Genomic DNA, 23,535 nt, shown 5'->3' on the forward strand with positions numbered 1-23,535 from the left:
TGACCGAAGCCGTACGAGGAACAGACTGCCCCGGTCCCGCGGAGGGGGCGGGACCGGGGCACCGGACACGACCGAGGACGAGCAGCGAGGGAGGGGCACCGATGGGCGAGGGTGACGAGGGGTACGGGGAGTGGCAGGAGCTGGTCGGCGCCGCGCTGCTGGGCACCGACCGGCGCCGGGGCGGGGGTCCGGCCGGCTCGCCGGAGGCACTGCTGGACGCGGCGGCCGTGCACGCCGTCCGCCGCCGGGCCGGGTTGCGGCCGGCGGGGGCGCGTCCGCGCCCGGAGCCCGCGCCCCGCGATCCCCGGCCGGTGCCCCCGGAGGCGGCGGGCCACCGGCTCGCGCAACTGCTGGCGGGCCGCGGCGGCCCGGTGAACGGCGGCGGGCGGCGCGGGTCGGCCCCGGACCTGACGGAGCTGCTCCCGCAGTGGCTGGCCGCGGCCGGACGGCACGGCTACCGCGCGCCCGACGCGCTCGTACCGGCACTGCTGGACGCCGCCCGGGCCCGCAGCGACCTGCGCCCGCACGCCCTGGCCCTGGCCGGGACGCGGGGGCTGTGGCTGGCGCGGATGAATCCCGACTGGCGCTTCGCCCTGCGCGGCGGGGCGGGCGGCGGGGAGCTGCCGGACGTGACCGACCCCTCCGCGGTGGAACGGCTGTGGGAGGAGGGGCTGTTCGCGGAGCGGGTGGCGCTGCTGGGCGCGGTACGGGCCCACGAACCGGCGGCCGCGCCGCGGCTGCTGGCGACGACCTGGGCGAGCGAACGGGCCGAGGACCGGCTGATGTTCCTCGATTCGCTGAGGTCGGGGCTGTCCTTGGAGGACGAGTCCTTCCTCGAGGCGGCGCTGGGCGACCGCAGCCGCAACGTGCGTGCGACGGCCGCCGAACTGCTGTCCGCGCTGCCGCAGTCGGCGCTGGCGGGACGGATGGCCGAGCGCGCGCTGGCCTGCGTGGGCCCGGAGGGGGTGACGCCGCCGGCCGAGTGCGATGCGGGGATGCTCCGCGACGGGGTGGTCAAGCGGCCGCCCGCCGGACGTGGGGAGCGCGCCTGGTGGCTCGGCCAACTGGTGGAGGCGGCGCCGCTGTCGTGCTGGCGGGAGCGGTTCGGGGGCCTCGGCCCAGCCGAGATGGTCGCCCTGCCGGTGGCCGCGGCCGAGGGCTGGACGGAGGAACTGCACGCCGCGTGGTGCCGGGCCGCGGTGCGCCAGCGGGACCCGGAATGGTCGCGGGCCCTGCTCGGCCCGGCGTCGGCACCGCCCGCGGCGGGTCCCGGCACGGCCTCCCTCGCGGAGCGGGCCAAACTGCTGGAGACCCTGCCCGACGCGGAACGGGCCGCATGGGTCGCGGAGTTCATACGGGCCCACGGGCTCTCCGAGGCCTTCCAGCTGCTCGGGGTGTGCGTGGTGCCGTGGGCGGGAGCGCTGGGCCGGGCGGTGGTGGACGCGCTGGACATCGCCCGGGAGGCGGGCAGCTACCCGTGGAGCTTCAGCGGGGTGATGGGCCTGGCCGAGCGCTGCCTCGACCCGGCCGAGGCCGTCCGGCTGGAGGCCCTGACCGCAGCCGCGGAGGAACCGCCGGACGCGTCCCCGGGCGCGGCGGCGTACTGGGCGGAGGCCTTCCAGCGGCTGGTGGCCACGCTCCGGCTGCGCGCGGCGATGCTGTCGGAACTGGCCCCGGCCTGATCCCTCCCGGGCGGGGTGGCGGATCCGGTGCGGCGGGAGGCCGGGGACCACCCCCGGCCTCCCGTCCCGCCGGGCGCCGCCCGGGCCGCGCGGCAGCGCCGGAAGGGCGGGGTCAGCGACGGACGTGCGCGTTGACCCAGTCCACGATGGAGGTCGTCGTCGCGCCCGGGGTGAAGATCTCGGCCACGCCCTTCTCCTTGAGGGGGGCGATGTCGTCCTCCGGGATGATGCCGCCGCCGAAGACCTTGATGTCCTCCGCGTCGCGCTCCTTGAGGAGCTCCAGCACGCGCACGAAGAGCGTGTTGTGGGCACCCGAGAGGATCGAGAGGCCGATCGCGTCGGCGTCCTCCTGGATCGCGGTGTCCACGATCTGCTCGGGGGTCTGGTGGAGGCCGGTGTAGATGACCTCCATGCCCGCGTCCCGCAGCGCCCGCGCGATCACCTTGGCCCCGCGGTCGTGGCCGTCGAGACCCGGCTTGGCCACCACCACACGGATCGGACCGGTCACACCCATCGCACTGCCTCCCGAGTGAACGAACGTTAAGTACAGCATCGCGCACGCTGCCGTTTCGCGGTCAAGCACGAGGGGGAAATCACACGTGGGACGGCATTGCGCCACCGTGCCGACAGCCGCACGGCACGGTGGCGCGGCGGCCGCCGCCCCAGGAGGATCACAGGAGGCCGTCGATGGGACTGTCCTTACCCGTGCCCGTCCTTTTGTCCGGCGCCGCGCTGCGGGCCGGCGCGCTGGAGGTCGTCGTGCTCGGCGGGCACCTCCTGCTGTACCCCACTGGGGTGTGCCAGGAGAAGACCGCCGCCGTCCGGGCCACGACGCGCCCGCCCGTCCTGCTCCTCCACGGATTCACCGACAACCGCTCCGTCTTCGTCCTGCTGCGCCGCGTCCTCGCGGCCGGCGGGCTGCGGCACGTGGAGGCGTACAACTACTCACCGCTCACGCTCGACCTGCGCGTCATCGCCCGCCACCTCGCCCGGCGCGTCGAGGAGCTGTGCGAGCGCACCGGCCACGAGCAGGTCGACCTCGTCGGGCACAGCCTGGGCGGCCTGGTCGGGCGCTACTACGTCCAGCGCCTCGGCGGCGACACGCGCGTGCGCACCCTCGTCACGCTCGGCACCCCGCATTCCGGCACGCGGGTCGCCCCCTTCATGGACGCGCACCCGCTGGTGCGGCAGATGCGCCCGGACTCCGAGGTGCTGGCCGAGCTGGCGGCACCCTCGCCCGGCTGCGCCACCCGCTGCGTGGCGTTCTGGAGCGAGTTCGACACGCTGATGACCCCGGTCGGCAGCGCACGGATCGAACACCCGGACTTGTGTGTGGAAAACGTGCAGGTCATGGGCATCGGACATCTCGCCCTTCCGGCACACCCCGCGGTCATCGCGGCAGTCGCCCGCGCCCTCGACGGCCCCGCTCCCACGGCGATATCGGGCCCGGACGCCGCTTCCGTCGCCTGACCGTCCGGCGACCGAGAGTCGAACAGATTTCGAACTCAAGGCCAAGGCTGCGTCTTTCGGCGACCGAAAGACGGCCGAATGCCCGGTTCCGCTGATCTGGGGACCCGGCGAAGATTGTCGTTGCGAGTAACCGCCGGGTACAGTCACGCCACTGCTCTCCTCCGGTGAACTTCGAGTTCCCGGCCACCCAGGCCCCCACTGCCGAGGCGAAAGAGAAGTTGGTGAACGACCGCCCCTCGTCGGGCCAGTACCCGGATCCCGGGTATGACGGCCTTTCCACCACCGCTTTCGCTGGTGACTCGACCTACGTTTCCTATGAAACGCAGGGCCAGGGGGTCAACTACGCCGCCTACGGCTCCTATGAGACCGGCGCGTACGACACCACCGCGTGGACCTCGCAGGACCCCTACCTGTCCACGATCCCGTCGCAGTCCGCACCCGAGGACACCACCGGGAGCTGGGACGCGAGCGCCTGGAACGCGGCGGGGGCGGGAACGGACCACTCCGGCTACGCCGCCTACCCGTCGGCCTCCTTCGGCTACGACACCTCCGCCGAGCAGACCGGCCACTGGGCGATGCCGGGCTTCGGCACCACCGGTACCGAGACCGGCGCCTACGACGCGACCGCCTGGAACACCGTCACGCAGACCCCGGCGCAGCCCGAGGCCGAATACGCGTACGACTACCAGCCCGCGCAGCAGGACTACGCGTACGGCACGACCACCCTCGGCACCGTCGGCTACACCCATGAGGCCCACGAGGTCCATGAGGCCCAGGAGACCGGGGCAGGCAACGCCTACAGCGAGACCGCCGTCTTCGAGGTGCTCACCGACGAGGCGACCGGGGTTCCCGAGGGCCCCGAAGCACACGAGGCGTACGAGCTGCCCGAGGTCCACGAACTGCACGGCGTCCACGACATGCCCACCCAGGCCATGCCGGTGACCTCGGCGCCGCGCGCCGCGCGCCGCAACGCCGCCAAGGGCAGCACCGCCAAGGGGAACGCCAAGACGGCCGGCGCGAAGGCGGCCGGCAGCCGTCGGCGCACCCCGGCGAAGCGTTCCGCCCTGCTGACCGTCGCCGTTCCCTCCGCCTGCGTGATGGGTGTCGCGGGCGTCGCGGCCGCCTCCGTCGGCGGGCTCACCGGTACGGACAAGTCCGGCGAGGACACCACCACGATGGCCGCGCCCGACCCGGCCTCGGTGAAGCCGGTCGCGGCGAACACCAAGCTCGACACCCAACTGGTCGCGCTCAGCGCCGACGCGGGCGACTTCGCGGACCGCGCGAGCCGCACGCAGGAGCGCATCGACCTGCGCGAGCGCCAGGAAGAGGAAAAGAAGAAGAAGGCCGAGGAGGCCGCGGCCAAGGAGGCCGCCCGCCCCAAGTTCGCCATCCCCGTGAACCAGCACGGCCTGAGCGCCAACTTCGGTCAGGCCGGCGGCATGTGGATGTCGGTGCACACCGGCATCGACTTCCCGGTGTCCTACGGGACCCCGGTCATGGCGGCCACCGACGGCACCGTGCGCACCCAGTACAACAGCGCCTACGGGAACATGGCCATAGTGACCGCGCCCGACGGCACCGAGACCTGGTACTGCCACCTCAGCTCCACCAAGATCCGCGGCGGCAAGGTCAAGGCGGGCGACGTCATCGCCTACTCGGGCAACTCCGGCAACTCCACCGGCCCGCACCTCCACTTCGAGGTCCGGCCCGGCGGCGGCTCCGCGATCGACCCGCTGGCCTGGCTCCGCAGCCACGGTCTCGACCCGAGGTGACGACCTCGGTCCCGAGGTGACACCTCGGCCCCACCGGCTCCACGGGTGCCCGGCAGCGTTCTCGCTGCCGGGCATTCGCACGTGGTCCGGTCCTCAGAGCTTCTGCACCGGCGCGTAGCGCAGCAGCAGCCGCTTCGGCTTGTCGTCACCGAAGTCGATGGTGGCCTGCGCGTCCGCGCCCGCTCCCTTGACCTCCATGACGGTGCCGAGCCCGAACTGGTCGTGCGTGACCCGGTCCCCGACCACCAGCGCGATGACCGGCTTGTCGGAGGCCCGGCGCGTCGCGAACCCGGACGGGCCCGACTTCGTACGCGACGACGACAGGAAGGCCTCGGGCGAGGTGCCGAACGACGACCGTCCGCCGCCGGCGCCCGAACCGTAGCCGGAACTGCGCATCGGACCGGCCGGCTTCTGGGCCGCTCCCGTGCGCTTCCACTGCAGGTACTGGTCCGGGATCTCCTCCAGGAACCGCGAGGGCGGGTTGTACGAGGGGGTGCCCCACGCGCTGCGCATGCTGGAGCGGGTCAGGTACAGCCGCTCGCGCGCCCGCGTGATGCCGACGTAGGCGAGGCGGCGCTCCTCCTCCAGCTCCTTGGTCTGGCCCAGCGCCCGCATGTGCGGGAAGACCCCGTCCTCCATGCCGGTCAGGAACACCACCGGGAACTCGAGGCCCTTGGCGGTGTGCAGGGTCATGAGGGTGATGACGCCGGAGCCGTCCTCGTCCTCGTCGGGGATCTGGTCGGAGTCGGCGACGAGGGCGACCTGCTCCAGGAACTCGGCGAGCGTGCCGGGGCCGGCCGGCGTCGCCGCGCCCTCCGGCGCCTCGGCGGCCGCGGCCTCGCGCGCCTGCTCGAACTCCAGCGCCACCGCCGCCAGTTCCTGGAGGTTCTCGATCCGCGTCTCGTCCTGCGGGTCGGTCGACGCCTGGAGTTCGGCGAGGTAGCCGGTGCGCTCCAGGACCGCCTCCAGCACCACCGCCGGGCCCGCGCCCGAGTCGACGATCGTGCGGAGCTCCTCCATCAGCGCGTTGAACCGCTTCACCGCGTTGGTGGAGCGGGCCGCCATGCCGAAGGCCTCGTCCACGCGCCGCAGCGCCTGCGGGAAGGTGATCTTCTCGCGCAGTGCGAGCGCGTCGACCATGGCCTCGGCGCGCTCGCCGATGCCGCGCTTGGGCACGTTCAGGATGCGGCGCAGCGGGACGTTGTCCTCCGGGTTCGCGAGGACGCGCAGGTACGCGAGGACGTCGCGGACCTCCTTGCGCTCGTAGAAGCGGACGCCGCCGACGACCTTGTACGGCAGGCCGACCCGGATGAAGATCTCCTCGAAGACGCGCGACTGGGCGTTGGTCCGGTAGAAGATCGCGACGTCGCCGGCCTTGGCGTCCCCGGCGTCGGTGAGCCGGTCGATCTCGTCGGCGACGAACTGGGCCTCGTCGTGCTCGGTGTCCGCGACGTAGCCGGTGATGACCGCGCCGGAGCCGGCCTGGGTCCACAGGTTCTTGGCGCGGCGGTTCTCGTTGCGCTCGATGACGGCGTTGGCGGCGGAGAGGATCGTCTGGGTGGAGCGGTAGTTCTGCTCCAGCAGGATCGTCGTCGCGTCCTTGTAGTCCTCCTCGAACTGGAGGATGTTGCGGATCGTCGCGCCGCGGAAGGCGTAGATCGACTGGTCGGCGTCACCCACCACGCACAGCTCGGCCGGGGGCAGGTCCGGGTAGCCGGTGCCGACCAGCTCGCGCACCAGCGTGTACTGCGCGTGGTTGGTGTCCTGGTACTCGTCGACCAGGACGTGCCGGAAGCGGCGCCGGTAGTGCTCGGCGACGTCCGGGAAGGCCTGGAGCAGGTGGACCGTGGTCATGATGATGTCGTCGAAGTCGAGGGCGTTGGCCTCGCGCAGCCGTGCCTGGTACATCACGTACGCCTGGGCGAGGGTCTTCTCGAAGCCGTCGGCGGCCTGGTCGGCGAAGGCGTCTTCGTCGATCAGCTCGTTCTTCAGGTTCGAGATCTTGGCGTTGAAGGACTTCGGCGGGAATTTCTTCGGGTCCAGGTCCAGGTCGCGGCAGACGAGCGCCATGAGGCGCTTGGAGTCGGCCGCGTCGTAGATCGAGAACGAGGAGGTGAAGCCGAGCCGCTTGGACTCGCGGCGCAGTATGCGCACGCACGCGCTGTGGAAGGTGGAGACCCACATGGCGCCCGCACGCGGGCCGACCAGGCCCTCGACGCGCTCCTTCATCTCGCCGGCGGCCTTGTTGGTGAAGGTGATCGCCAGGATCTGGCCGGGGTGGACGTTGCGCGCGGACAGCAGGTGCCCGATGCGGTGCGTCAGCACCCTGGTCTTGCCGGAGCCCGCACCGGCCACGATGAGCAGCGGGGAGCCCGCGTGCACCACGGCCGCGGCCTGCTGCTCGTTCAGGCCGTCGAGGAGCGTCGCCGGGTCGATGACGGGCCTGGGGGCGCCGTCCCGGTAGTACGCGTCCCCGGTCATGGGCACGTCGAAGTGCCCCCCGAAGAGGTCGTCCGCACCCGCCTCCGGGGCGGGGTGCTCCTCGGGCGGCGGCGGGACCTCGTCGGAGGGGGTGAGGTCCGCCAGGAAGCTGTCGTCAAAGAGGCTGCTCATCGCATTCCGAGTCTAGGGGGCGGGACCGACAGGCCAGCACGAGTTCCAGCAGACCGGGGAAACGGAGCTCCAGGTCGTCGCGGCGCAGCGCGAGGTAGAGCTTGCGGCCCTGGGGGCGCTGGCGGATGACGCCGCTCTCGCGCAGTGTCCTGAGGTGGTGCGTGACGCTCGACCGGGGCAGGTCGGGCACGACCTCGCCGCAGAAGGCCTCCGCGCCGGAGGCGAGCTTGCGGACGATCTCCAGCCGGACGGGGTGTCCGAGCGCCGCCAGGACGCCGACGAGCTCGATGCGGTCGGCGGCGGGGTGCGTCAGGTCGGCAGCGGCAGGCATGCCCCCCACTGTACGCAGACCTCGTACGGACATACGGGCCGCCATCGGGCCGCCACCGGCCGCCATCGGGCCTCCATCGGGAGCCGCCGTCGACGGGCCGACCCGCTGCCCGGGCTGATCATCCGCCCCCGTACGCTCGACTGCCATGGACGTACTCATCAGTGTCTTCGTCGGCCTGCACATCATCGGGATCGCGGCCCTGCTCGGCGGCTTCCTGACCCAGATGAAGGCGATGAGCGCGGGCACCGCCCGCTTCACGCCCGCCATGCTGCACGGCGCGCTCACCATGCTCGTCACCGGCGTGCTCCTCGTCGGCTTCAACGAGATGGACGGCAGCCCCGTCAACAACGTCAAGGTCGGCGTGAAGCTCGCCCTCCTCTTCGTGATCCTCGCCCTCGTCTACGTCAAGCGCGACGAGGAGCAGGTGGACAAGGCGATGTTCGCCGCCGTCGGCGGCCTGACCGTGATCAACATCTTCATCGCCCTTCTCTGGCACTGACCCGCCCCGGAACGATCCACTCCGGTCCTGCGCGGCCAGCTCCGGTCGCATCAGGGCACTTGCGATCATCGCGTCATCCGCCCGTGACCTCCGGGTCTAGCGTCCTCCTCCAAGCAGCACCGGCAGAGGAAGGACGTGAGGCCCTCGTGGCCAGTCATCGAAAGCCCAGGCAGCGCCCGCTCTCCGGCGGCTCGGTACGGACCGCCGCCACCATCGCCCTCGCGGGCGCTGCCACCGCCACCGCCTTCGAAGGCACCTCCCAGGCCGACCCCCGGCCCACCCCCGCCCAGATCAAGACGGAGGTGGACCGGCTCTACGAGGAGGCCGAGGCGGCGACCGAGCGGTACAACGGGGCGAAGGAGCAGGCCGACGACGCCGAACGGGCCCTGACCGGGCTGCGCGACGAGGCCGCCCGCAAGGCCGAGCAGCTCAACAGCGCCCGCAGCGCGCTCGGGACGCTCGCCGCCTCCCAGTACCGCAGCGGCTCCCTGGGCACCGCCGTACAGCTCGCCCTGGCGGAGGACCCGCAGGAGTACCTCGCCCAGGCCTCCTTCATCTCGCGCGCCGGGGAGCGCAACGCCGCCGGGATCACCACCGTGCGCCGCAAGCTGGACGAGGTGTCCAAGCTGCGCGAGCAGGCGTCGGGACGGCTCGCCGACCTGCGCACCCGGCAGGACGAACTCGCCGCCCACAAGGCCGAGGCCGAGGAGAAGCTCGCCGCCGCCAAACGGCTGCTGGCCAAGCTCACCGCCGAGGAACGGGCCGCCTACGAGGCCCAGGCGCCCGGCGCCGCCTCTGCGGCTCCCGCCGGCCCGGCCGCCCCCGCGCCCCCGCCGCCCGCCGACGGCTCCCGTGCGGCCCGCGCCGTGGCCTTCGCGTACGGATCGATCGGCAAGCCCTACGTGTGGGGCGCGACGGGGCCCGGCTCCTTCGACTGCTCGGGGCTGACCCAGGCGGCCTGGCGCTCGGCCGGGGTCTCGCTGCCCCGCACCACCTACACCCAGATCAACGCCGGCCGGCGGGTGTCCCGCGACCAGCTGGCCCCCGGTGACCTGGTGTTCTTCTACTCCGGGATCACGCACGTCGGCCTGTACGTCGGCAACGGCCAGATGGTCCACGCCCCGCGCCCGGGATCGACGGTCCGGCTGGCGCCGATCGACTCGATGCCCTGGGCCGGCGCCTCCCGCCCGGCATAGCCCGCGCGGGCCCGCCGGGCGCAGCCCGCCTGGGCCGCCGTCGGAGCGCTACCCAGGGGTATTTCCGTAGGGCGGGGCATCCACGTAGGGGTGACAGAGCTCGAAGACATGGACCGGCACGCAGTCCGGATCGGCGTCCTTCTGCTCGGGTGGGCACTGTGTCGCCAGCGCGTAGAGCAGAACCCCGATCAGCACCAGGATCGCGACGCGGATCAGGCAGCCCGTCCGGCTCGGTGCGGAGGCCACCGACGTGCCCTTGGGCGGCGGCCGCTCCACCACCGTGCGCGGGGTGGCGGCTGATCTCAGCGGAAACTGCCGCCCGGCCTCGACCGTGAAGCCCTCCTCGTCACCGAGGAATCGTCGGTAGACGGCGATCGCCGTCTCGCGACAGGCGTCCAGATCGGCCGGATCCGGTGCGCCGACCTGGCCTTCGTCGCAGACGAATCCGTACATCAACTGGAGGGGGCGGCCGAACTCGTCCCGTGGTGCCTGCTCGATGTCGGCCGCAGTGACCTGGTGCGTCGTGTGCACGACCGTCAGGGGGCGTCCCGACCTGGTGACCACCGGCACGACCTGCACCTGCTCCGCGACTGTGCCCGGCTTCACGAAATCGTCGAGGACCCCGTAATCGCCGTCGGCGAGGAGGAAGTCGGGGGCGAGCAGCGTCCGGTAGCCGCGGTAGCGTCCGCGAGCGACGAGGAACGGCCAGGCGGACCCGCCGTGTGAGGGGCCGTCCATGTCAGGACAGCCTGGAGTGCGGCAACTGGTCTTCCAGGACCGCTACTTTCCGGCGCATGTCTTCGATGACCTGGCGCCGCGCGTCGCGGAACTGCTGATGGTCCCGCTCGGCCTGGCTCAGGTCCTCGTCCAGATGCCCTCGTGGCTCCCCGCGCCCCCCGCCCATGGAGTCGAGGAGCATGCTCATCACGGCGTTCCCCGTCAGTACGGCCGCCGAAGGACCGAATGCGGCGACCATGGCCCTGCCTGCGGTCCGGCCGGCGAAGGTGACCAGGGAGGCGACCGCCTCCAACGGCGTCAGTTGGTTGCGTCGGTGTACCTCGGCGTGGAAGGCCATCCGGGCGTCCTCGTCGAGCCGGCCCTCCACCTGGGCGAACAGGTCGGGAACGACAGCCGACAACGGAACGTCCACGCGGGTGGGATGCACCTTGCCCTCGGGCACTTTGACGACCCTCCCGGTGGAGTCGACGGTCGCGAATCCGGGGCCCACCGCGCTGACGGGGATGAGACGGACGACCCGGGAGCTGCCGTGGATCTTCACCAGCGACCGGAAGTGGTCGTTCGAGGTCAACAGGTCCTGTACGAGTTCCAGGCGGACCCTCTCGTCGGGGTGCACGTCAGCGAGCAGGTCCCACTTGGTGATGACGAAGCTGACGGGACATTCCGCCTCGAGCATGATCGGCACCAGGGCGTTGAGGGTCTGCTCGAGACGGACCTGCCCCTGGGGGGCACCGTCCAGGTGCTGGCGGATGTGGTTGCCGTCGATGATTCCGATCAACGCGTCAGCGCGCCGGATCTCGTCGAACAACCCTTCCTGCACCGTCGATCCGGGCGCCTGCGGCTCCGTCAGCAGTTCCCCCGCGTACTCCAGGTACTTCAGATGGAACATGGGCCGGGGCCGGACACCACTGGCGATCTGGGTCTTCACCGTGAACGTGAAGTGCCGCGTCTCCCCCTTCGCCGTTCCCGGCGGCCAGCCGGCTTCCCCAGACGTGTCCGCCATCTGGCTGAACCACTGATTGAGGTGCAGCACGTCATCCGGCGAGGCCTTGAGGAAATAGCTCTGGCCTGCCGGGGACTTGAGCCGGTGGTACATGCTCGCCAGCAGCAGCGTCTTGCCCGAGCCCTGCAAGCCCAGCGCCACGACCTGGAACGTCGGAGGGGCTTCCTCGAGTTCGAACCCGGGGCGGTTCCTGTTCCGCCTCTCCGCCACACGTTTGCGCCACGCCACGAACGCGATGAGGAGCAGGACCAGAACGACGAACGTTGTGACCAACATGGCTCTCCGTCCTGGCAGCCGGATCACGGCCACCGCATGAACGGGAGTGGGACCGCCGGGCGCTCGTGGACGGGCCTGGAGCTGGAGGGTGGGAGAGGGGCCGGGACAGCGCGCCCGAAGGCCTCATGCTCCCAGTGCTTCACGTCCCCAAAGGGCACCGCTCTCCCTTCCATTTTCCCCGACCGGCCCCGACCCGGCCAGTCGGGACGGGGCCGGTCGGGGAAACGAACACCGGGAGGAGCCGGAAGGAAGCCGGTCGCCCCGGCCCTAGGGGGCCTTGACCACGCCGCTCAGCCAGCCGAAGGTCTGCGGCAGCTGCTTGGACCACGATTCGAGGTTGTGTCCGCCGACGACCTTCTCGGCATGGACGACGGTGGGCTTCTGAGCGATCCCCTTGAGGTCCATGCCCGACAGGTAGCCGTCCTGCTCCGCGCCCGACAGCCACAGCGACACGGCCGGTGGGGCCGGCTGCGCCTTGAGGATGTTCTTCAGGTTGTGGGCGGTCCGCGTCTGCGGGTCCTGTGCGACGAGCGAGGTGGGTTCCTGGCCGGGGTCGTTGTAGCCGGACAGGGAAACGGCCGCGCTGTAGCGGTCGGGGTGGGAGATGGCCAGCTTGGCGGCGCAGTAGGCGCCGGCCGAGTACCCGGCCACGCCCCAGGTGCGGGCCTCGTCGGAGGCACGGAAGTTGTCCACGACCATCTTGCGGACGTCGACGCTGAACCAGCTGTCGGCGTTGACCTTGCCGGGAAGGTTGGCGCAGCCGGTGTCGCCGTTGCCCACCAGCATGGCGCGCGGCGAGACGAGGATGAACGGCTGCACCTTGCCGCTCTTCATCAGCGGCTCCAGCACCTCGTGCGCCTTGAGCCCCTGGAACCAGGACTTGCCCGTCCCCGGTATGCCCGGGATCAGCTCGACGACCGGGAACTTCTTGTCCTTGTAGGCGGGGTCGTCGTACTGCGGCGGCAGCCACACCAGGACGTCGCCCTTGACCCCGGAGATCTTGCCGTCCAGCTCGGTCTTCTGGACCCGCCCGCCCAGCCCCTCGACGGGCTGGAAGGCCTGCTTGACCTTCGGAGCCTCTTCGACCTTCTTTCCGCCGAGCCCGTCCGGACCGAGGTCGGGGGCCGCCGTGACGTACTTGCCGGTGCCGAGCAGGTCGTCCCACGAGTTGTAGAAGTGCTCGGCCCTGTTGACGGCGACGAACACCACGGCGACGGCTGTGACCTGTGCGAACACCACCATCAGGAAGCGCAGGGCGGTACGTACGACGGCGGGGCCGCGCACCTTGCTCCACACGGCCAGGGGCAGGATGACGGCGATCGCGGTCAGCGCGATCACCGTGGCGAAGAAAGGTGTCCCGGTCAGGCTCATCACGCCACCGTAGAGGGCGGCACGCCGGTCCCCGGTTGCCCGGTCGACCTGCGGTTTCGGTCACACCGCAGGTCAACGGCACACGGTGCGGGGCAGCCCTCGGACGTCAGGTGTCCGACATCACGCGGGCCCCACGCGTCACACCAGTCGTCGGGCCGTCGCCCAGCGGGTCAGCTCGTGCCGGTTGGAGAGCTGGAGCTTGCGCAGCACCGCCGAGACGTGCGACTCCACCGTCTTCACCGAGATGAAGAGCTGCTTGGCGATCTCCTTGTACGCGTACCCGCGCGCGATCAGCCGGAGCACCTCGCGCTCGCGCTGCGTGAGCCGGTCCAGGTCCTCGTCCACCGGCGGCGCGTCGGTCGAGGCGAACGCGTCGAGCACGAAGCCGGCCAGGCGCGGCGAGAACACCGCGTCCCCGTCCTGCACGCGGAAGACGGAGTCCACCAGGTCGGTGCCGGTGATGGTCTTGGTGACGTACCCGCGCGCGCCGCCCCGGATGACGCCGATGACGTCCTCGGCCGCGTCCGACACCGACAGCGCGAGGAACCGCACCGGGTTCTCGGCGGCCGCCATCAGCGGGGCGCAGCGCCGCAGCACCTCGACGCCGCCGCCGCCGGGCAGGTGCACGTCGAGGAGGACCACCTCGGGCCGGGTGGCCGTGATGACGGTGACGGCCTGGTCGACGTCGGCGGCCTCACCGACGACCTCCACGCCGGTCCGGTCGGTCTCGCCGATCTCGGCCTGCACCCCGGTGCGGAACATCCTGTGGTCGTCGACGAGCACCACCCGGACGCGCCTGGTCTCCCCCACGCCTGCGTTCTTCTCGTCCTCGGTCATGCCGCGTTCGCCGCCCTCTCCATCTCCAGCTCGACTTCCGTGCCGCCGTCGGGCGCGGACCGCAGTCGTGCGGTCCCGCCGTTGCGCTGCATCCGGCCGATGATCGATTCTCGTACGCCCATGCGGTCGTCGGGTACCGCGTCGATGTCGAAGCCCGGCCCCCGGTCCCGTACGGACACGAACACCGTCTGGCCCTCCACCTCGGCGTACACCTGCACCGGCCCGCCCTCGCCACCGTACTTGGCGGCATTGACCATCGCCTCGCGTGCGGCCTGGACCTGTGCGCCCAGCTTCTCGTCGAGCGGGCAGTCGCCGACGACGACGACCTCGATGGGCACGCCGTGGTGGTCCTCGACCTCGGCCGCGGTCTTCTTCACGGCCTCCGCCAGGGTGGCGGGCTCCTCGGCCTCGTCCTTGCCGGTGCCCTCGGGCTTGTACAGCCAGTTGCGCAGCTCGCGTTCCTGGGCCCGTGCGAGGCGGCGCACCTCGCCCACGTCCTCCGCGTTGCGCTGGATCAGGGTGAGGGTGTGCAGCACCGAGTCGTGCACGTGGGCGGCGACCTCGGCGCGTTCCTGGGCGCGGATGCGCATCAGCCGTTCCTCGGAGAGGTCCTGGGTCATCCGGATCAGCCAGGGGCCGGCGAGCAGGGCCACGCCGACGAGGACGGCGAGGGTGGCGGTGAGGACGTTGCCGAGCTGCGCGGCGGAGCCCCGTACGACGATGAAGACGGTGAGGCCCACACCGACCAGGGCGACCCCGGCGAGCGCGCGGGCGGCCTGGAAGAGGCGCCCGTGCCGGCCGGCGGCTGTGGTCCAGTGGGCGCGGCGGGCGTTGTCGGCCTGCCGCCATACGAGGACCACCCCGGCCCCGACCAGCAGCGTCGGCCATACGTAGCGCCCGGACTCGCCGCCCAGCTGGACCTTGGAGATGAAGATGCCCGCGCCGATGAACAGGGCGATCAGCGCGGTGATCTGCCCGCGGTCCGGTTTGCGCAGCCGGCGGGTGCCGTCGGGGAGGGACTCGAAGAAGGAGCGGTGCCCCGCGCGGCCGCCCACGCCGAGCGGTACGAACACCCAGAACGCGGCGTAGAGCAGCACGCCCAGTCCGTCGCCCCACATGAACAGCAGGAGGAACGCCAGCCGGACCCAGCCCACGGGCAGCCCGAGGTGCCCGGCCAGTCCGCGCGCGACACCGCCCAGCATCCGGCCGTCGGCGCTCCGGTAGAGCTTGCGCTGCGGCGGGTCGTCGGCGTCCGGGGCGTGCGGTGGGCGGGAGGCGGCGGCTACGGGCATGTCACCAAGGGTCACATGGCGGGCCGCGGCCCGGCATCAGGGCATCCCCCCACTTCTGCCCGGGAGATTTCAGGGTTGCGCCAGGGTAGGGCCGGATTCCCGGCAGCCGCGCCGCCCGTCACCATGGACGCATGACCGAAGTACACGATGCCCCGCCGCAGGCACCCGGGGCGCCCCGGGGAGCCGAAGCCCGGCCGTCCCTGCGCCGCAGCAAGCGCGACAAGGTCCTCGCGGGCGTGTGCGGCGGTCTGGGCCGGTACTTCGACCTGGACCCGGTGGTGTTCCGGATCGTCCTGGGCGTCCTCGCGGTCACCGGCGGCGTCGGCCTGATCTTCTACGGCTTCGCGTGGCTGCTGCTCCCGCAGGAGGGCGAGGAGGACAGCGAGGCGAAGAAGCTGCTGACGGGCCGGGTCGAAGGGGCGACGCTGGCGGCGGTGTTCGCCGCCCTGGTGGGCTGTGCGCTGTTCCTGTCGATGCTGGACAACGGCGCCCTGGCGGTCTTCTCGGTGCTGGTGGTCCTGGCGCTCGGCGGTGCCTCGTACTGGTCGCAGCGGCGGCGGCAGGCGGCCCCGCCCGAGACGGAGGCACCCGCCCCGGGCGGGGCCGCGCCCCGCGCCGCGCACGGGCCGGCGGCCCCGCCCGAGACGAAGGCGCCGCCCGCCCCGGGCGCCCCTTCCTGGTGGCGGGACCCGCTGGTCAAGGACGGCACCACCGGCCCCGTCGGCGCGACCGGATACCTGTGGGGGCCCGACGACGCCGCCGGCCCGGCGGAGCCCGACGCGGCCGGCGCCGCGGACGCGGCCGTACGGCGGCCCGCCGCCGCCCGGGTCCGGGGGCGCGGCGGCATCGGCGGCCGGGTGTTCGTGCTGGCGCTGCTGGCCGGGGCCGTCGGTACCGCGGCCGACTGGGAGGGCAGCCCGCTGGGCGAGGCCCTGCAGACCGGGCTCGCCGCCGCGCTGATCGTCTTCGGCCTCGGCCTCGCGGTCAGCTCCCTGCTGGGGCGCACCGGCTTCGGCACCGTCGTGCTGGCCGTGATCACCGCGGGCCTGCTCGCGGGCGCGGCGGCGCTGCCGCGCGAGATCGGCACCGACTGGCAGGAGGTCGAGTGGCGTCCGGCCGCCGTGGCCGACGTACGGCCCGTGTACGAGGCGGGCACCGGGCTGGCGACCTTGGACCTGAGCCGCCTGGACGTGCCGAAGGGCACCAGCGTGTCCGTCAGCGCCTCCGTCGACGCGGGCCGGCTCAAGGTCCTCCTGCCCCGGGAGGTCACCGCCGAGGCGGACGTCACCGTCCGGCGCCTCGGCGACATCCAGCTGCCCGGCGACTACGCGGGCCGCATCGAGCGGGCCGGGCCGGGGCGGCAGAACCGGACGGCGACCCTCGCGCCGCCCGCCGGCACCGAGACCGGCGGGACGATCGAGCTGGACCTCAATGCGGGAATCGGACAGGTGGAGGTGGCCCGTGCGGCGTCATGAGTTCCAGCCGGGACGGCTGATCGCGGGCCTGGTCCTGCTGCTGGCGGGCGTGCTCTACCTGGTCGAGACCACCGGTGAGGCCGACATGCCGTGGTACGCGGTCATCCCGATGACCGCGGGCGGGCTGACACTGGCCGCGCTGGTGGGGCTGGTGACCTACGCGGTGCGCCGGGACCGGCGCGACCGGATCTCCGAGTCCAGCGACAGGTAGGGCGCGCCGGCGAGGATCAGCGGGGTCCAGGCCATCAGGTAGATCAGGTCGTTGCCGTAGTAGTACGGGCTCACCGCCCACGACACCGTGAGCCACAGGCTCAGCGAGATCAGCGCCCCGCCGACGGCCGCGGTCCGCGACAGCAGCCCGACCAGGGTGCCGAGGCCCACCAGGACCTCTGCGACGGCGAGGAACACGGCGAAGCCGACGGGCGCTTCCAGAGAGAGGTCCACGAGGGCGGGGATCGCGGAGGTGTCGCGCACCCCGCGCATCAGGTCGCCGATGGAGCCGTCGCCGGAGGCGGAGAGGAACACGGGGTCGAAGAGCTTGTCCAGACCCGCGTAGACGAAGGTCACGCCGAGGAACAGGCGCAGGGGCAGCAGGTGGTACCGGGCAGCCTGTTCACGCAGCCCGCGCGGTACGTCGGTCCGGGGAGGTGCTTCGGTTCTGGTCACGCGTCATGTCTACCCCGATCACTCGGCCACGTCGATGGTGCAGCGGTTGGATTCCACTCCGGCGGCCGTGACCACCTGGATCTCGGTGCGCCCGGGTTCCACTTCCGCCGGGACCGGCACCGTCAGCACCGCGTCGGAGGGGTTGGTGAACCCGCCCGGCACCGGGACCAGCGGCACGTGCACGTGGACCGCCCCGATCCGTACGACCAGCCGGGCGAGCATCTCCGGGGTCTGCGCGCCGGGCGGCACGAAGCCCACGCCCCGGATCTCGATGTCGTCCCCGGGGCGGACGGCGGCGTCCAGGTCCCCGGGCTCGCGTCTGCGCACCACCGACAGCACCAGCGGGCGGCTGCCCTCCGCGTACTTCGCCGCCAGGTAAACCGCCGCCGACAGGGCCACCAGCAGGGCCAGCGCCCAGGGCAGCTGCGGCAGCCGGCCGGGGAAGCGGGCGAGCGAGGCCGCCGCGTAGGCCAGTACGACGGTGGAGACGAGCACGTACTGCGCGTCGGGGAAGCTCCCGCGGCCCGCGTCGTCCGTCAGCAGGTCCGCTCCGCGCGGCCGGTCGGCCGGCAGCTTCTGCAGCCGCTGGCTCATGATCCGTACGGAGACCACCCGGCGCACCAGCACCGCCACCGCGGAGGTCAGCACGACCACGGACAGCAGTGGCAGCGCCCGGTCCAGGGCGAGGCCCGCGTACAGCGCCCGCCGCTCCGGGCCGGGGGCCGAGGCGGCCAGCCGCAGCGCGAGCAGCAGCGTGGCGAAGGACGTCAGCACCACCCAGGCGGTGGGCACCGCCTTCGAGGTGGACAGCCGGTTGTCCTCGCCGACCAGCGGGGCCAGCAGTCCGCCGCGCACCGACTGGGCTCTGGCGGCGACCGTCAGCAGCCCGGCGAGCAGCAGGGCCGCGAGGAGTCCGGCGGTGCGCGCGGTGGACCAGCCGGTGCCGAGCGCGGCGGCGACCTGGACCAGGAGCAGGACGCCGGCGGCGATCCACACGGCGAGGACGGCCCGCCAGGAGAACACGTACAGCCAGGAGTTGCCGGCTTCCCGGCCCCGGTCGGCGACGGTACGGGCCGACAGGGTCAGCTCGTCGGAGACCCACTGGCGGGAGGCGCCGAGGGAGTGGGCGACGGCGGCCGGCACGCCCTGCCCGGCGGCGAACTCGTCGCGCTTCTCCAGGAACGCGGCGACCGCTCGACGGTGCCCTTCCCGTGCGCACTCTTCGCAGGCGCAGGCAGTGGTATGGGTGCCGCGGGACATCTCTTGGACAGCCACGTACGTGCCGCCTCTCTGAACTACGGGGCAATGCCAGCGAATTGTGCACCACTGGGGCAGTGCTCCGGATTGCGCACGATGTCAGAGCAGGTGATTAACGGTTCATGATGTTGACGCCATGTCCGCGACGGTCTGCCACAGCGGCTGGTAGCTCACCCAGGCGGCCAGGTCCCCGCCGAACCGCTCGCGGGTGGCCAGGGCGCCGTGGTGGTCGATGAGCACCGGTTTCCCGGCGGCCCGTGCGATCAGCTGGACCTGCGCCGCCCGTTCCGCGGCGACGAACCACCAGGCGGCCGCGTCCACCGAGCCGCCGACCGTCAACAGCCCGTGATTGCGCAGGATGAGCGCCTTGTACGGGCCGAGCGCCCGGGCGATGCGCGCGCCGTCCTCCGCGCCGGCGTACTCGTCGAGGAGCGCGTGGTCCTCGTAGAAGGCGCAGGCCTCGTGGGTGACCGGGGCGAGCAGCTCGCCGAGGGCGGCGAGGGCCCTGCCGTACGGGGCCTGTGCGCGGACGACCGCCACCGCGTCGGGGCGGGCCCGGTGCACGGCCGCGTGCACGGCGAAGGCCAGTTGGTTGACGCGCCGCTCCCCCCGGACCACCCGCCCGTCCCCGTCGACGAGCAGCAGGTCCTCGGGGCCGAGCGGGGCGAAGGCCCGGCCGAAGGGGTTCACCCAGTAGCAGTCGTCGTACTCCGGGTCCCGCGCGGTGACGTGCCCGGCGACCCCGTCCTCGTACCCGAGGCGGGCGAACAGCCGCAGCGCGCCCGCGAGCCGCTCCTTGCGGTGCGCCCGCTCCTCGGCCGGGTCCGTGTGCGCGGGCGGCATCTCGAAGCGCAGCCGTTCCACGGGCACGGGTACGGGCTGGTCCGGCATGGGCGCTCCTTCGACGGCTCGGCTCGGCTCGCGGCGCAAGGTACCGGCGCCCCTGCCAAGTGGCCAGAGAAACGGCGGAGCCGCCGCCCCGGAGGGGAGCGGCGGCTCGTCACGCACGGCGGGTGGGGACTACTCCCACTCGATGGTGCCCGGGGGCTTGCTCGTGCAGTCCAGGACCACACGGTTGACCTCCGGCACCTCGTTGGTGATGCGGGTGGAGATCCGGGCGAGCACCTCGTAGGGCATGCGCGTCCAGTCCGCGGTCATCGCGTCCTCGGAGGAGACGGGGCGCAGCACGATCGGGTGGCCGTAGGTGCGGCCGTCGCCCTGGACGCCGACGCTGCGGACGTCCGCGAGCAGGACGACCGGGCACTGCCAGATCTCGCGGTCCAGGCCGGCCGCGGTGAGCTCGTGGCGGGCGATGGCGTCGGCCTCGCGCAGCAGGTCCAGGCGCTCCTTGGTGACCTCGCCGACGATGCGGATGCCGAGGCCGGGGCCGGGGAAGGGCTGGCGCTGGACGATCTCGTCGGGCAGGCCGAGTTCCTGGCCGACCATGCGGACCTCGTCCTTGAACAGCTGGCGCAGCGGCTCGACGAGCTCGAACTCGATGTCGTCGGGGAGGCCGCCGACGTTGTGGTGCGACTTGATGTTCGCGGTGCCGGTGCCGCCGCCGGACTCGACGACGTCCGGGTACAGGGTGCCCTGCACGAGGAAGGCGACCGCGGGGCCGTCCTCCTGGAGGATCTCCAGCTGGGCCTGCTCGAAGACGCGGATGAACTCGCGGCCGATGATCTTCCGCTTGGTCTCCGGGTCGGAGACGCCGGCGAGGGCGTTCAGGAAGCGCTCCTGCGCGTCGACGACCTTCAGCTGCACGCCGGTGGCGGCGACGAAGTCCTTCTCGACCTGCTCGGTCTCGCCCTTGCGCATCAGGCCGTGGTCGACGTAGACGCAGGTCAGCTGGGAGCCGATGGCCTTCTGCACGAGGGCCGCGGCGACCGCGGAGTCCACGCCGCCGGACAGGCCGCAGATGGCGCGCTTGTCGCCGACCTGCGCCTTGATGGCCGCGATCTGCTCCTCGACGATGTTGCCGGTCGTCCAGGTGGGGGCGAGGCCGGCGCCGCGGTAGAGGAAGTGCTCCAGGATCTGCTGGCCGTGCGTGGAGTGCATCACCTCGGGGTGGTACTGCACGCCGTACAGCTTCTTCTCGTCGTTCTCGAAGGCCGCCACGGGCACGACGTTCGTCGACGCGGTGACGGTGAAGCCCTCGGGGGCGGCGGAGCAGGCGTCGCCGTGCGACATCCACACGGACTGGTTCGCCGGGGTGCCCTCGAAGAGGGTGGAGCCGGCCTTGGAGACGGCCAGCGGGGTGCGGCCGTACTCGCGGGCGCCGGTGTTGTCGACCGTGCCGCCGAGGGTGACGGCCATCAGCTGGAAGCCGTAGCACATGCCGAAGACGGGGACCCCGGCCTCGAAGATGGCGCGGTCCAGCTGCGGGGCGCCCTCCTCGTAGACGGAGGACGGGCCGCCGGAGAGGATGATCGCCTTGGGGTTCTTGGCCAGCATCTCGTCGACGGGCATCGAGCTCGGCACGATCTCGCTGTAGACCCGTGCCTCGCGGACGCGGCGGGCGATGAGCTGGGCGTACTGGGCGCCGAAGTCGACGACGAGAACCGTGTCCGGGGCGCTGTCGTGGGCGGCGGAGGGTGCTTCTGGCACGGGGCGGCCTTCCGGCGGAAGAGGTGGCTGTTTTGTCGATTCTAACGGGGGACGCCGGGGCCCCTTCGTCTCACCATCCGAATGTGCTTGGCGTGCGGGGGGACGGGAGGCAATAATCCCTTCCGTGCGCAAGCAGCTGAGCTTCCTCTTTACCTATGGCACCGGCCGGTCCGGTCGCCATGGGTCATCGTGATGCTCGCTTGAGCCGCTGACTTCCCAGAGCGCCCCGGTCCGACAGGACCGGGGCGCTCCGCGTTTCCGCTCCTGACGGCACGACCCACAGGAGAACACCATGAGCGTCACCACCACCCCCGAGCAGCTGATCGCCGAGTCCCGTACCCGCATCGACGCGATCGACGACCGGATCATCGGGCTGATCCAGGAGCGGATGGCCGTCTCGACGGTCGTCCAGGACGCCCGGATCGCCTCCGGCGGGCGCCGGGTGCACCTGTCCCGCGAGATGGAGGTGCTGTCCCATTGGAACGACGCCCTCGGCAGGCCCGGCACCGCCCTCGCGATGACCTTGCTGGAGCTGTGCCGGGGCCGGGTGTGACGGCTGTTCGTCACCCGTCCGGCGCGTGACCGCCCCGGGAACGCCTCGTTGGTGAGGGTGTCCGCGGCAGCCAGCCGCGGAACGCAACACCACGCGTGGCTCCGCAGGAGCGATGAGACGTGCGCCTCGTGGTGCGTGCGTCGTGGGACCTCGCTCCTTCGCGTGACCGGACGGCAGGGGACAGCAGCCCGGTCACCCCGTAGAAAACGGCCGGCCCAGGGGACGCCCCGGGCCGGCCGCTGCGTTCGTGCTCCGCCGCTAGGCGTGCGTGCCGCTCTTGCGGCGGAAGGCCAGGACGAGACCGCCGCCCGCGGCCACGAGCACCGCGCCGCCGAGCGCGAGCGGCCCGGCGGAGCTGCCGGTGGCGGCGAGGCCGCCGTTCGCCGTGGCGCCGGACGTGGCGGTGGCCGTGGCCGTGGCCGAGGAGGTCGCCGTGGCGGTCGGCGAGGCGGTGGCCGTGGCGGTCGGGCTCGGCGAGGCGCCGCCGTCCTTCGCGCTGATCACGACGGACGCCTTGTCGTTGGCGTGGTTGGGGTCCCACGGCTGGCCCTTGGTGCCCTCGGGCGTCCCCTGGCCGACCGAGACGGAGCCCGCCGCGTTCGCCACGACCTGCTCGATCTTCAGCTCGAACGGGTAGCTGAACTTCTCCCGCTCCCCCACGACGTGTCCGGTGGAGCAGAAGTAGCGCGGCGCGCCGAGCGTCTGCTCGCGGGCGGTGCCGTCGGGGTTGACGCCCTGGCAGCCGGCCGGGACCTTGGTCACCTTCGTGCCGGCCGGGATCACGATGTCGGTGCGGGCGATGCTCTGACCGGAACGCAGTTCCGCCACCCAGGCGGGGCCGTTGTTGCGGAAGCCGAAGTCGGCCTTCACCGTCTCGCCCGCCCCGCCGGCGAGTGCGACGGGCCAGGCGACGAGGTCGGCGCTGTTCCTCGTCCTGAAGTCGAACTCCTGGAGGTTGTTCCAGGGGTCCAGGTCCACCGACTGCGCGGAGGCCTTGGCGGCGCGCTCGCGCACGGCCAGCTTCTTGCCGCCGGTCGGCTTCTTGGAGGTCTTGCCGGCCTTCGGCTGGTCGCCCGCGGCGTACACGGCGTAGGTGAGGCCGTCGGCGAAGGCGTGCGGGGCCGCCTTGAGGGTGAGCGGGCCGTCGACCCCGTAGACGGTGCCCGGCTTGTACTCGCCCTCCAGGAGGCACTGCACCGTGCTCCAGCCCGTGTTCCAGGGCCGGCCCTCGCTCGGGTCCTCGGAGTAGGAGCAGTTGTCGTACTGCTCGACCAGGTCGATGCCGTGCGTGGTGCGCATCTCCAGGACGACGCCCTGGACGGACTCCGTGCCCTCGTTGGCGAAGACGATCGACAGGGGCTGCTTGTCGCCCGGCTTCTGCTCCGCCTTGAGGTCGGCCCGCTCCAGGACGAGGTCGGGGCCGCCGACCCGGACCTTGGTGGTGGCGGACTTGAAGGTGGCGCCTTCGGCCTTGCCGGTGACGGTGAGGTCCGCGGTGGCGCCGGCCTTGCTGTCCTTGGCGGCGCTGAGGTCGAGGTCCACGACGGTGGTCTCGCCCTTCCACAGCGCGGGGCGCTTGCAGGTGACGGCCGCCTCGGTGAGGGCGCAGTCAGAGCCCTGCTGCTTGGCGAGCGCGACGTCGGCGATGCCCTTGAGCCCGCTGAGGTCGATCGTGAAGGTGCTCTGGCGGTCGAAGGCCGCGGCGGTGTCGTTGACGAGCCGGAACTCGACCGAGGTCTTCTGCGGTCCGACGTTCTGCCCGGGGTGCGGGCGCAGGCCGATCTCGGCCGGTCCGGCCAGGGTGAAGACGGGGTCCGCGGCGTGCGCGGGAGTGGCGGCGAGCCCCAGGGCGGCGACGCCGCAGGCAGCCATCAGGGAGATGCGCTTTCTCATGCTG

Annotated in this window: 21 protein-coding genes; 8 read left to right on the forward strand and 13 right to left on the reverse strand. The window is 72.3% G+C overall.

Going from position 1 to position 23,535, the window contains the following annotated elements:
- The first annotated feature begins 101 nt into the window (after positions 1–101).
- Complete coding sequence (locus tag IG86_RS44245; RefSeq protein ID WP_037848380.1) at positions 102–1,682, forward strand: DUF5691 domain-containing protein; 1,581 nt, start codon at positions 102–104, stop codon at positions 1,680–1,682.
- Positions 1,683–1,794: 112 nt separating this feature from the next.
- Here the strand turns inward: IG86_RS44245 and IG86_RS0109550 are convergent, their stop codons facing one another.
- A complete protein-coding gene (locus tag IG86_RS0109550) occupies positions 1,795–2,196 on the reverse strand; it encodes a coenzyme B12-dependent isobutyryl CoA mutase small subunit (protein ID WP_030659469.1) in 402 nt (133 codons plus the stop codon).
- Between the two features lie 173 nt (positions 2,197–2,369).
- On the opposite strand from IG86_RS0109550, the gene IG86_RS0109555 reads away from it, so the two are divergent.
- Positions 2,370–3,152, forward strand: coding sequence for an esterase/lipase family protein (locus IG86_RS0109555; protein ID WP_030822667.1), 783 nt, complete (start codon positions 2,370–2,372; stop codon positions 3,150–3,152).
- A 164-nt stretch (positions 3,153–3,316) separates the two neighbouring features.
- Entirely contained in the window at positions 3,317–4,924 is a 1,608-nt protein-coding gene (locus IG86_RS0109560; protein WP_244305821.1) for a M23 family metallopeptidase, read from the forward strand.
- Positions 4,925–5,017: 93 nt separating this feature from the next.
- Here IG86_RS0109560 and pcrA read toward each other — a convergent pair whose 3' ends face one another.
- Both pcrA and IG86_RS0109570 read right to left on the reverse strand, forming a co-directional pair.
- A complete protein-coding gene (gene pcrA / locus IG86_RS0109565) occupies positions 5,018–7,537 on the reverse strand; it encodes a DNA helicase PcrA (RefSeq protein ID WP_030896248.1) in 2,520 nt (839 codons plus the stop codon).
- Positions 7,521–7,868, reverse strand: coding sequence for an ArsR/SmtB family transcription factor (locus IG86_RS0109570; RefSeq protein ID WP_030896252.1), 348 nt, complete (start codon positions 7,866–7,868; stop codon positions 7,521–7,523). The genes pcrA and IG86_RS0109570 overlap by 17 nt, the downstream gene beginning before the upstream one ends.
- Before the next feature lie 145 nt (positions 7,869–8,013).
- Between IG86_RS0109570 and IG86_RS0109575 the strand changes: the two genes are divergently transcribed.
- Together IG86_RS0109575 and IG86_RS0109580 are read left to right on the forward strand one after the other, a co-directional pair.
- Entirely contained in the window at positions 8,014–8,367 is a 354-nt protein-coding gene (locus IG86_RS0109575) for a hypothetical protein (protein ID WP_030822657.1), read from the forward strand.
- 146 nt (positions 8,368–8,513) lie between these two features.
- The gene (locus IG86_RS0109580) at positions 8,514–9,563 is read left to right on the forward strand and encodes a C40 family peptidase (RefSeq protein ID WP_030896254.1); all 1,050 of its coding nucleotides are present in this window, start codon (positions 8,514–8,516) and stop codon (positions 9,561–9,563) included.
- Between the two features lie 48 nt (positions 9,564–9,611).
- Here IG86_RS0109580 and IG86_RS42175 read toward each other — a convergent pair whose 3' ends face one another.
- The 5 genes from IG86_RS42175 to IG86_RS0109605 form a co-directional block, all read right to left on the reverse strand.
- Positions 9,612–10,301 carry a hypothetical protein gene (locus IG86_RS42175; RefSeq protein ID WP_051785066.1) on the reverse strand — a complete coding sequence of 230 codons (690 nt, stop codon included), beginning with the start codon at positions 10,299–10,301 and terminating at the stop codon, positions 9,612–9,614.
- Position 10,302: 1 nt separating this feature from the next.
- Positions 10,303–11,613 carry a hypothetical protein gene (locus IG86_RS0109590; RefSeq protein WP_157854800.1) on the reverse strand — a complete coding sequence of 437 codons (1,311 nt, stop codon included), beginning with the start codon at positions 11,611–11,613 and terminating at the stop codon, positions 10,303–10,305.
- A 234-nt stretch (positions 11,614–11,847) separates the two neighbouring features.
- Complete coding sequence (locus IG86_RS0109595; RefSeq protein WP_030822645.1) at positions 11,848–12,951, reverse strand: alpha/beta hydrolase; 1,104 nt, start codon at positions 12,949–12,951, stop codon at positions 11,848–11,850.
- Positions 12,952–13,089: 138 nt separating this feature from the next.
- Positions 13,090–13,788, reverse strand: coding sequence for a LuxR C-terminal-related transcriptional regulator (locus IG86_RS0109600; protein WP_030659486.1), 699 nt, complete (start codon positions 13,786–13,788; stop codon positions 13,090–13,092).
- Positions 13,785–15,080: an ATP-binding protein gene (locus IG86_RS0109605; RefSeq protein ID WP_030822642.1), complete on the reverse strand. Its 1,296-nt coding sequence runs from the start codon at positions 15,078–15,080 to the stop codon at positions 13,785–13,787. The genes IG86_RS0109600 and IG86_RS0109605 overlap by 4 nt, the downstream gene beginning before the upstream one ends.
- Before the next feature lie 131 nt (positions 15,081–15,211).
- Between IG86_RS0109605 and IG86_RS0109610 the strand changes: the two genes are divergently transcribed.
- Positions 15,212–16,555: a PspC domain-containing protein gene (locus IG86_RS0109610; protein ID WP_030822639.1), complete on the forward strand. Its 1,344-nt coding sequence runs from the start codon at positions 15,212–15,214 to the stop codon at positions 16,553–16,555.
- Positions 16,542–16,766, forward strand: a complete 225-nt coding sequence (locus tag IG86_RS0109615; RefSeq protein ID WP_030822636.1) for a hypothetical protein — start codon at positions 16,542–16,544, stop codon at positions 16,764–16,766. Before IG86_RS0109610 ends, IG86_RS0109615 begins: the two co-directional genes overlap by 14 nt.
- Here the strand turns inward: IG86_RS0109615 and IG86_RS0109620 are convergent.
- From IG86_RS0109620 to guaA, 4 genes are all read right to left on the reverse strand, one after another.
- The gene (locus tag IG86_RS0109620) at positions 16,712–17,221 is read right to left on the reverse strand and encodes a DoxX family membrane protein (RefSeq protein ID WP_030822633.1); all 510 of its coding nucleotides are present in this window, start codon (positions 17,219–17,221) and stop codon (positions 16,712–16,714) included. The genes IG86_RS0109615 and IG86_RS0109620 overlap by 55 nt on opposite strands.
- 18 nt (positions 17,222–17,239) lie before the next feature.
- On the reverse strand, positions 17,240–18,496 hold the full coding sequence (locus tag IG86_RS0109625) for a hypothetical protein (RefSeq protein ID WP_030896258.1): 1,257 nt from the start codon (positions 18,494–18,496) through the stop codon (positions 17,240–17,242).
- A gap of 102 nt (positions 18,497–18,598) precedes the next feature.
- Positions 18,599–19,369: a class II aldolase/adducin family protein gene (locus tag IG86_RS0109630; RefSeq protein WP_030896261.1), complete on the reverse strand. Its 771-nt coding sequence runs from the start codon at positions 19,367–19,369 to the stop codon at positions 18,599–18,601.
- A 129-nt stretch (positions 19,370–19,498) separates the two neighbouring features.
- Positions 19,499–21,085 (reverse strand): glutamine-hydrolyzing GMP synthase, encoded by a 1,587-nt coding sequence (gene guaA, locus IG86_RS0109635; protein WP_030822625.1) that lies wholly within the window; start codon positions 21,083–21,085, stop codon positions 19,499–19,501.
- A 292-nt stretch (positions 21,086–21,377) separates the two neighbouring features.
- Here guaA and IG86_RS0109640 point away from each other — a divergent pair, with 292 nt between their 5' ends.
- Positions 21,378–21,638, forward strand: a complete 261-nt coding sequence (locus IG86_RS0109640) for a chorismate mutase (protein WP_030896263.1) — start codon at positions 21,378–21,380, stop codon at positions 21,636–21,638.
- Positions 21,639–21,896: 258 nt separating this feature from the next.
- On the opposite strand, the gene IG86_RS0109645 is transcribed toward IG86_RS0109640, so the two are convergent.
- Positions 21,897–23,531, reverse strand: a complete 1,635-nt coding sequence (locus IG86_RS0109645) for an LPXTG cell wall anchor domain-containing protein (protein WP_157854801.1) — start codon at positions 23,529–23,531, stop codon at positions 21,897–21,899.
- Positions 23,532–23,535: the final 4 nt, after the last annotated feature.

Source organism: Streptomyces virginiae (assembly GCF_000720455.1).
GTDB classification, from domain to species: Bacteria; Actinomycetota; Actinomycetes; order Streptomycetales; family Streptomycetaceae; genus Streptomyces; species Streptomyces virginiae.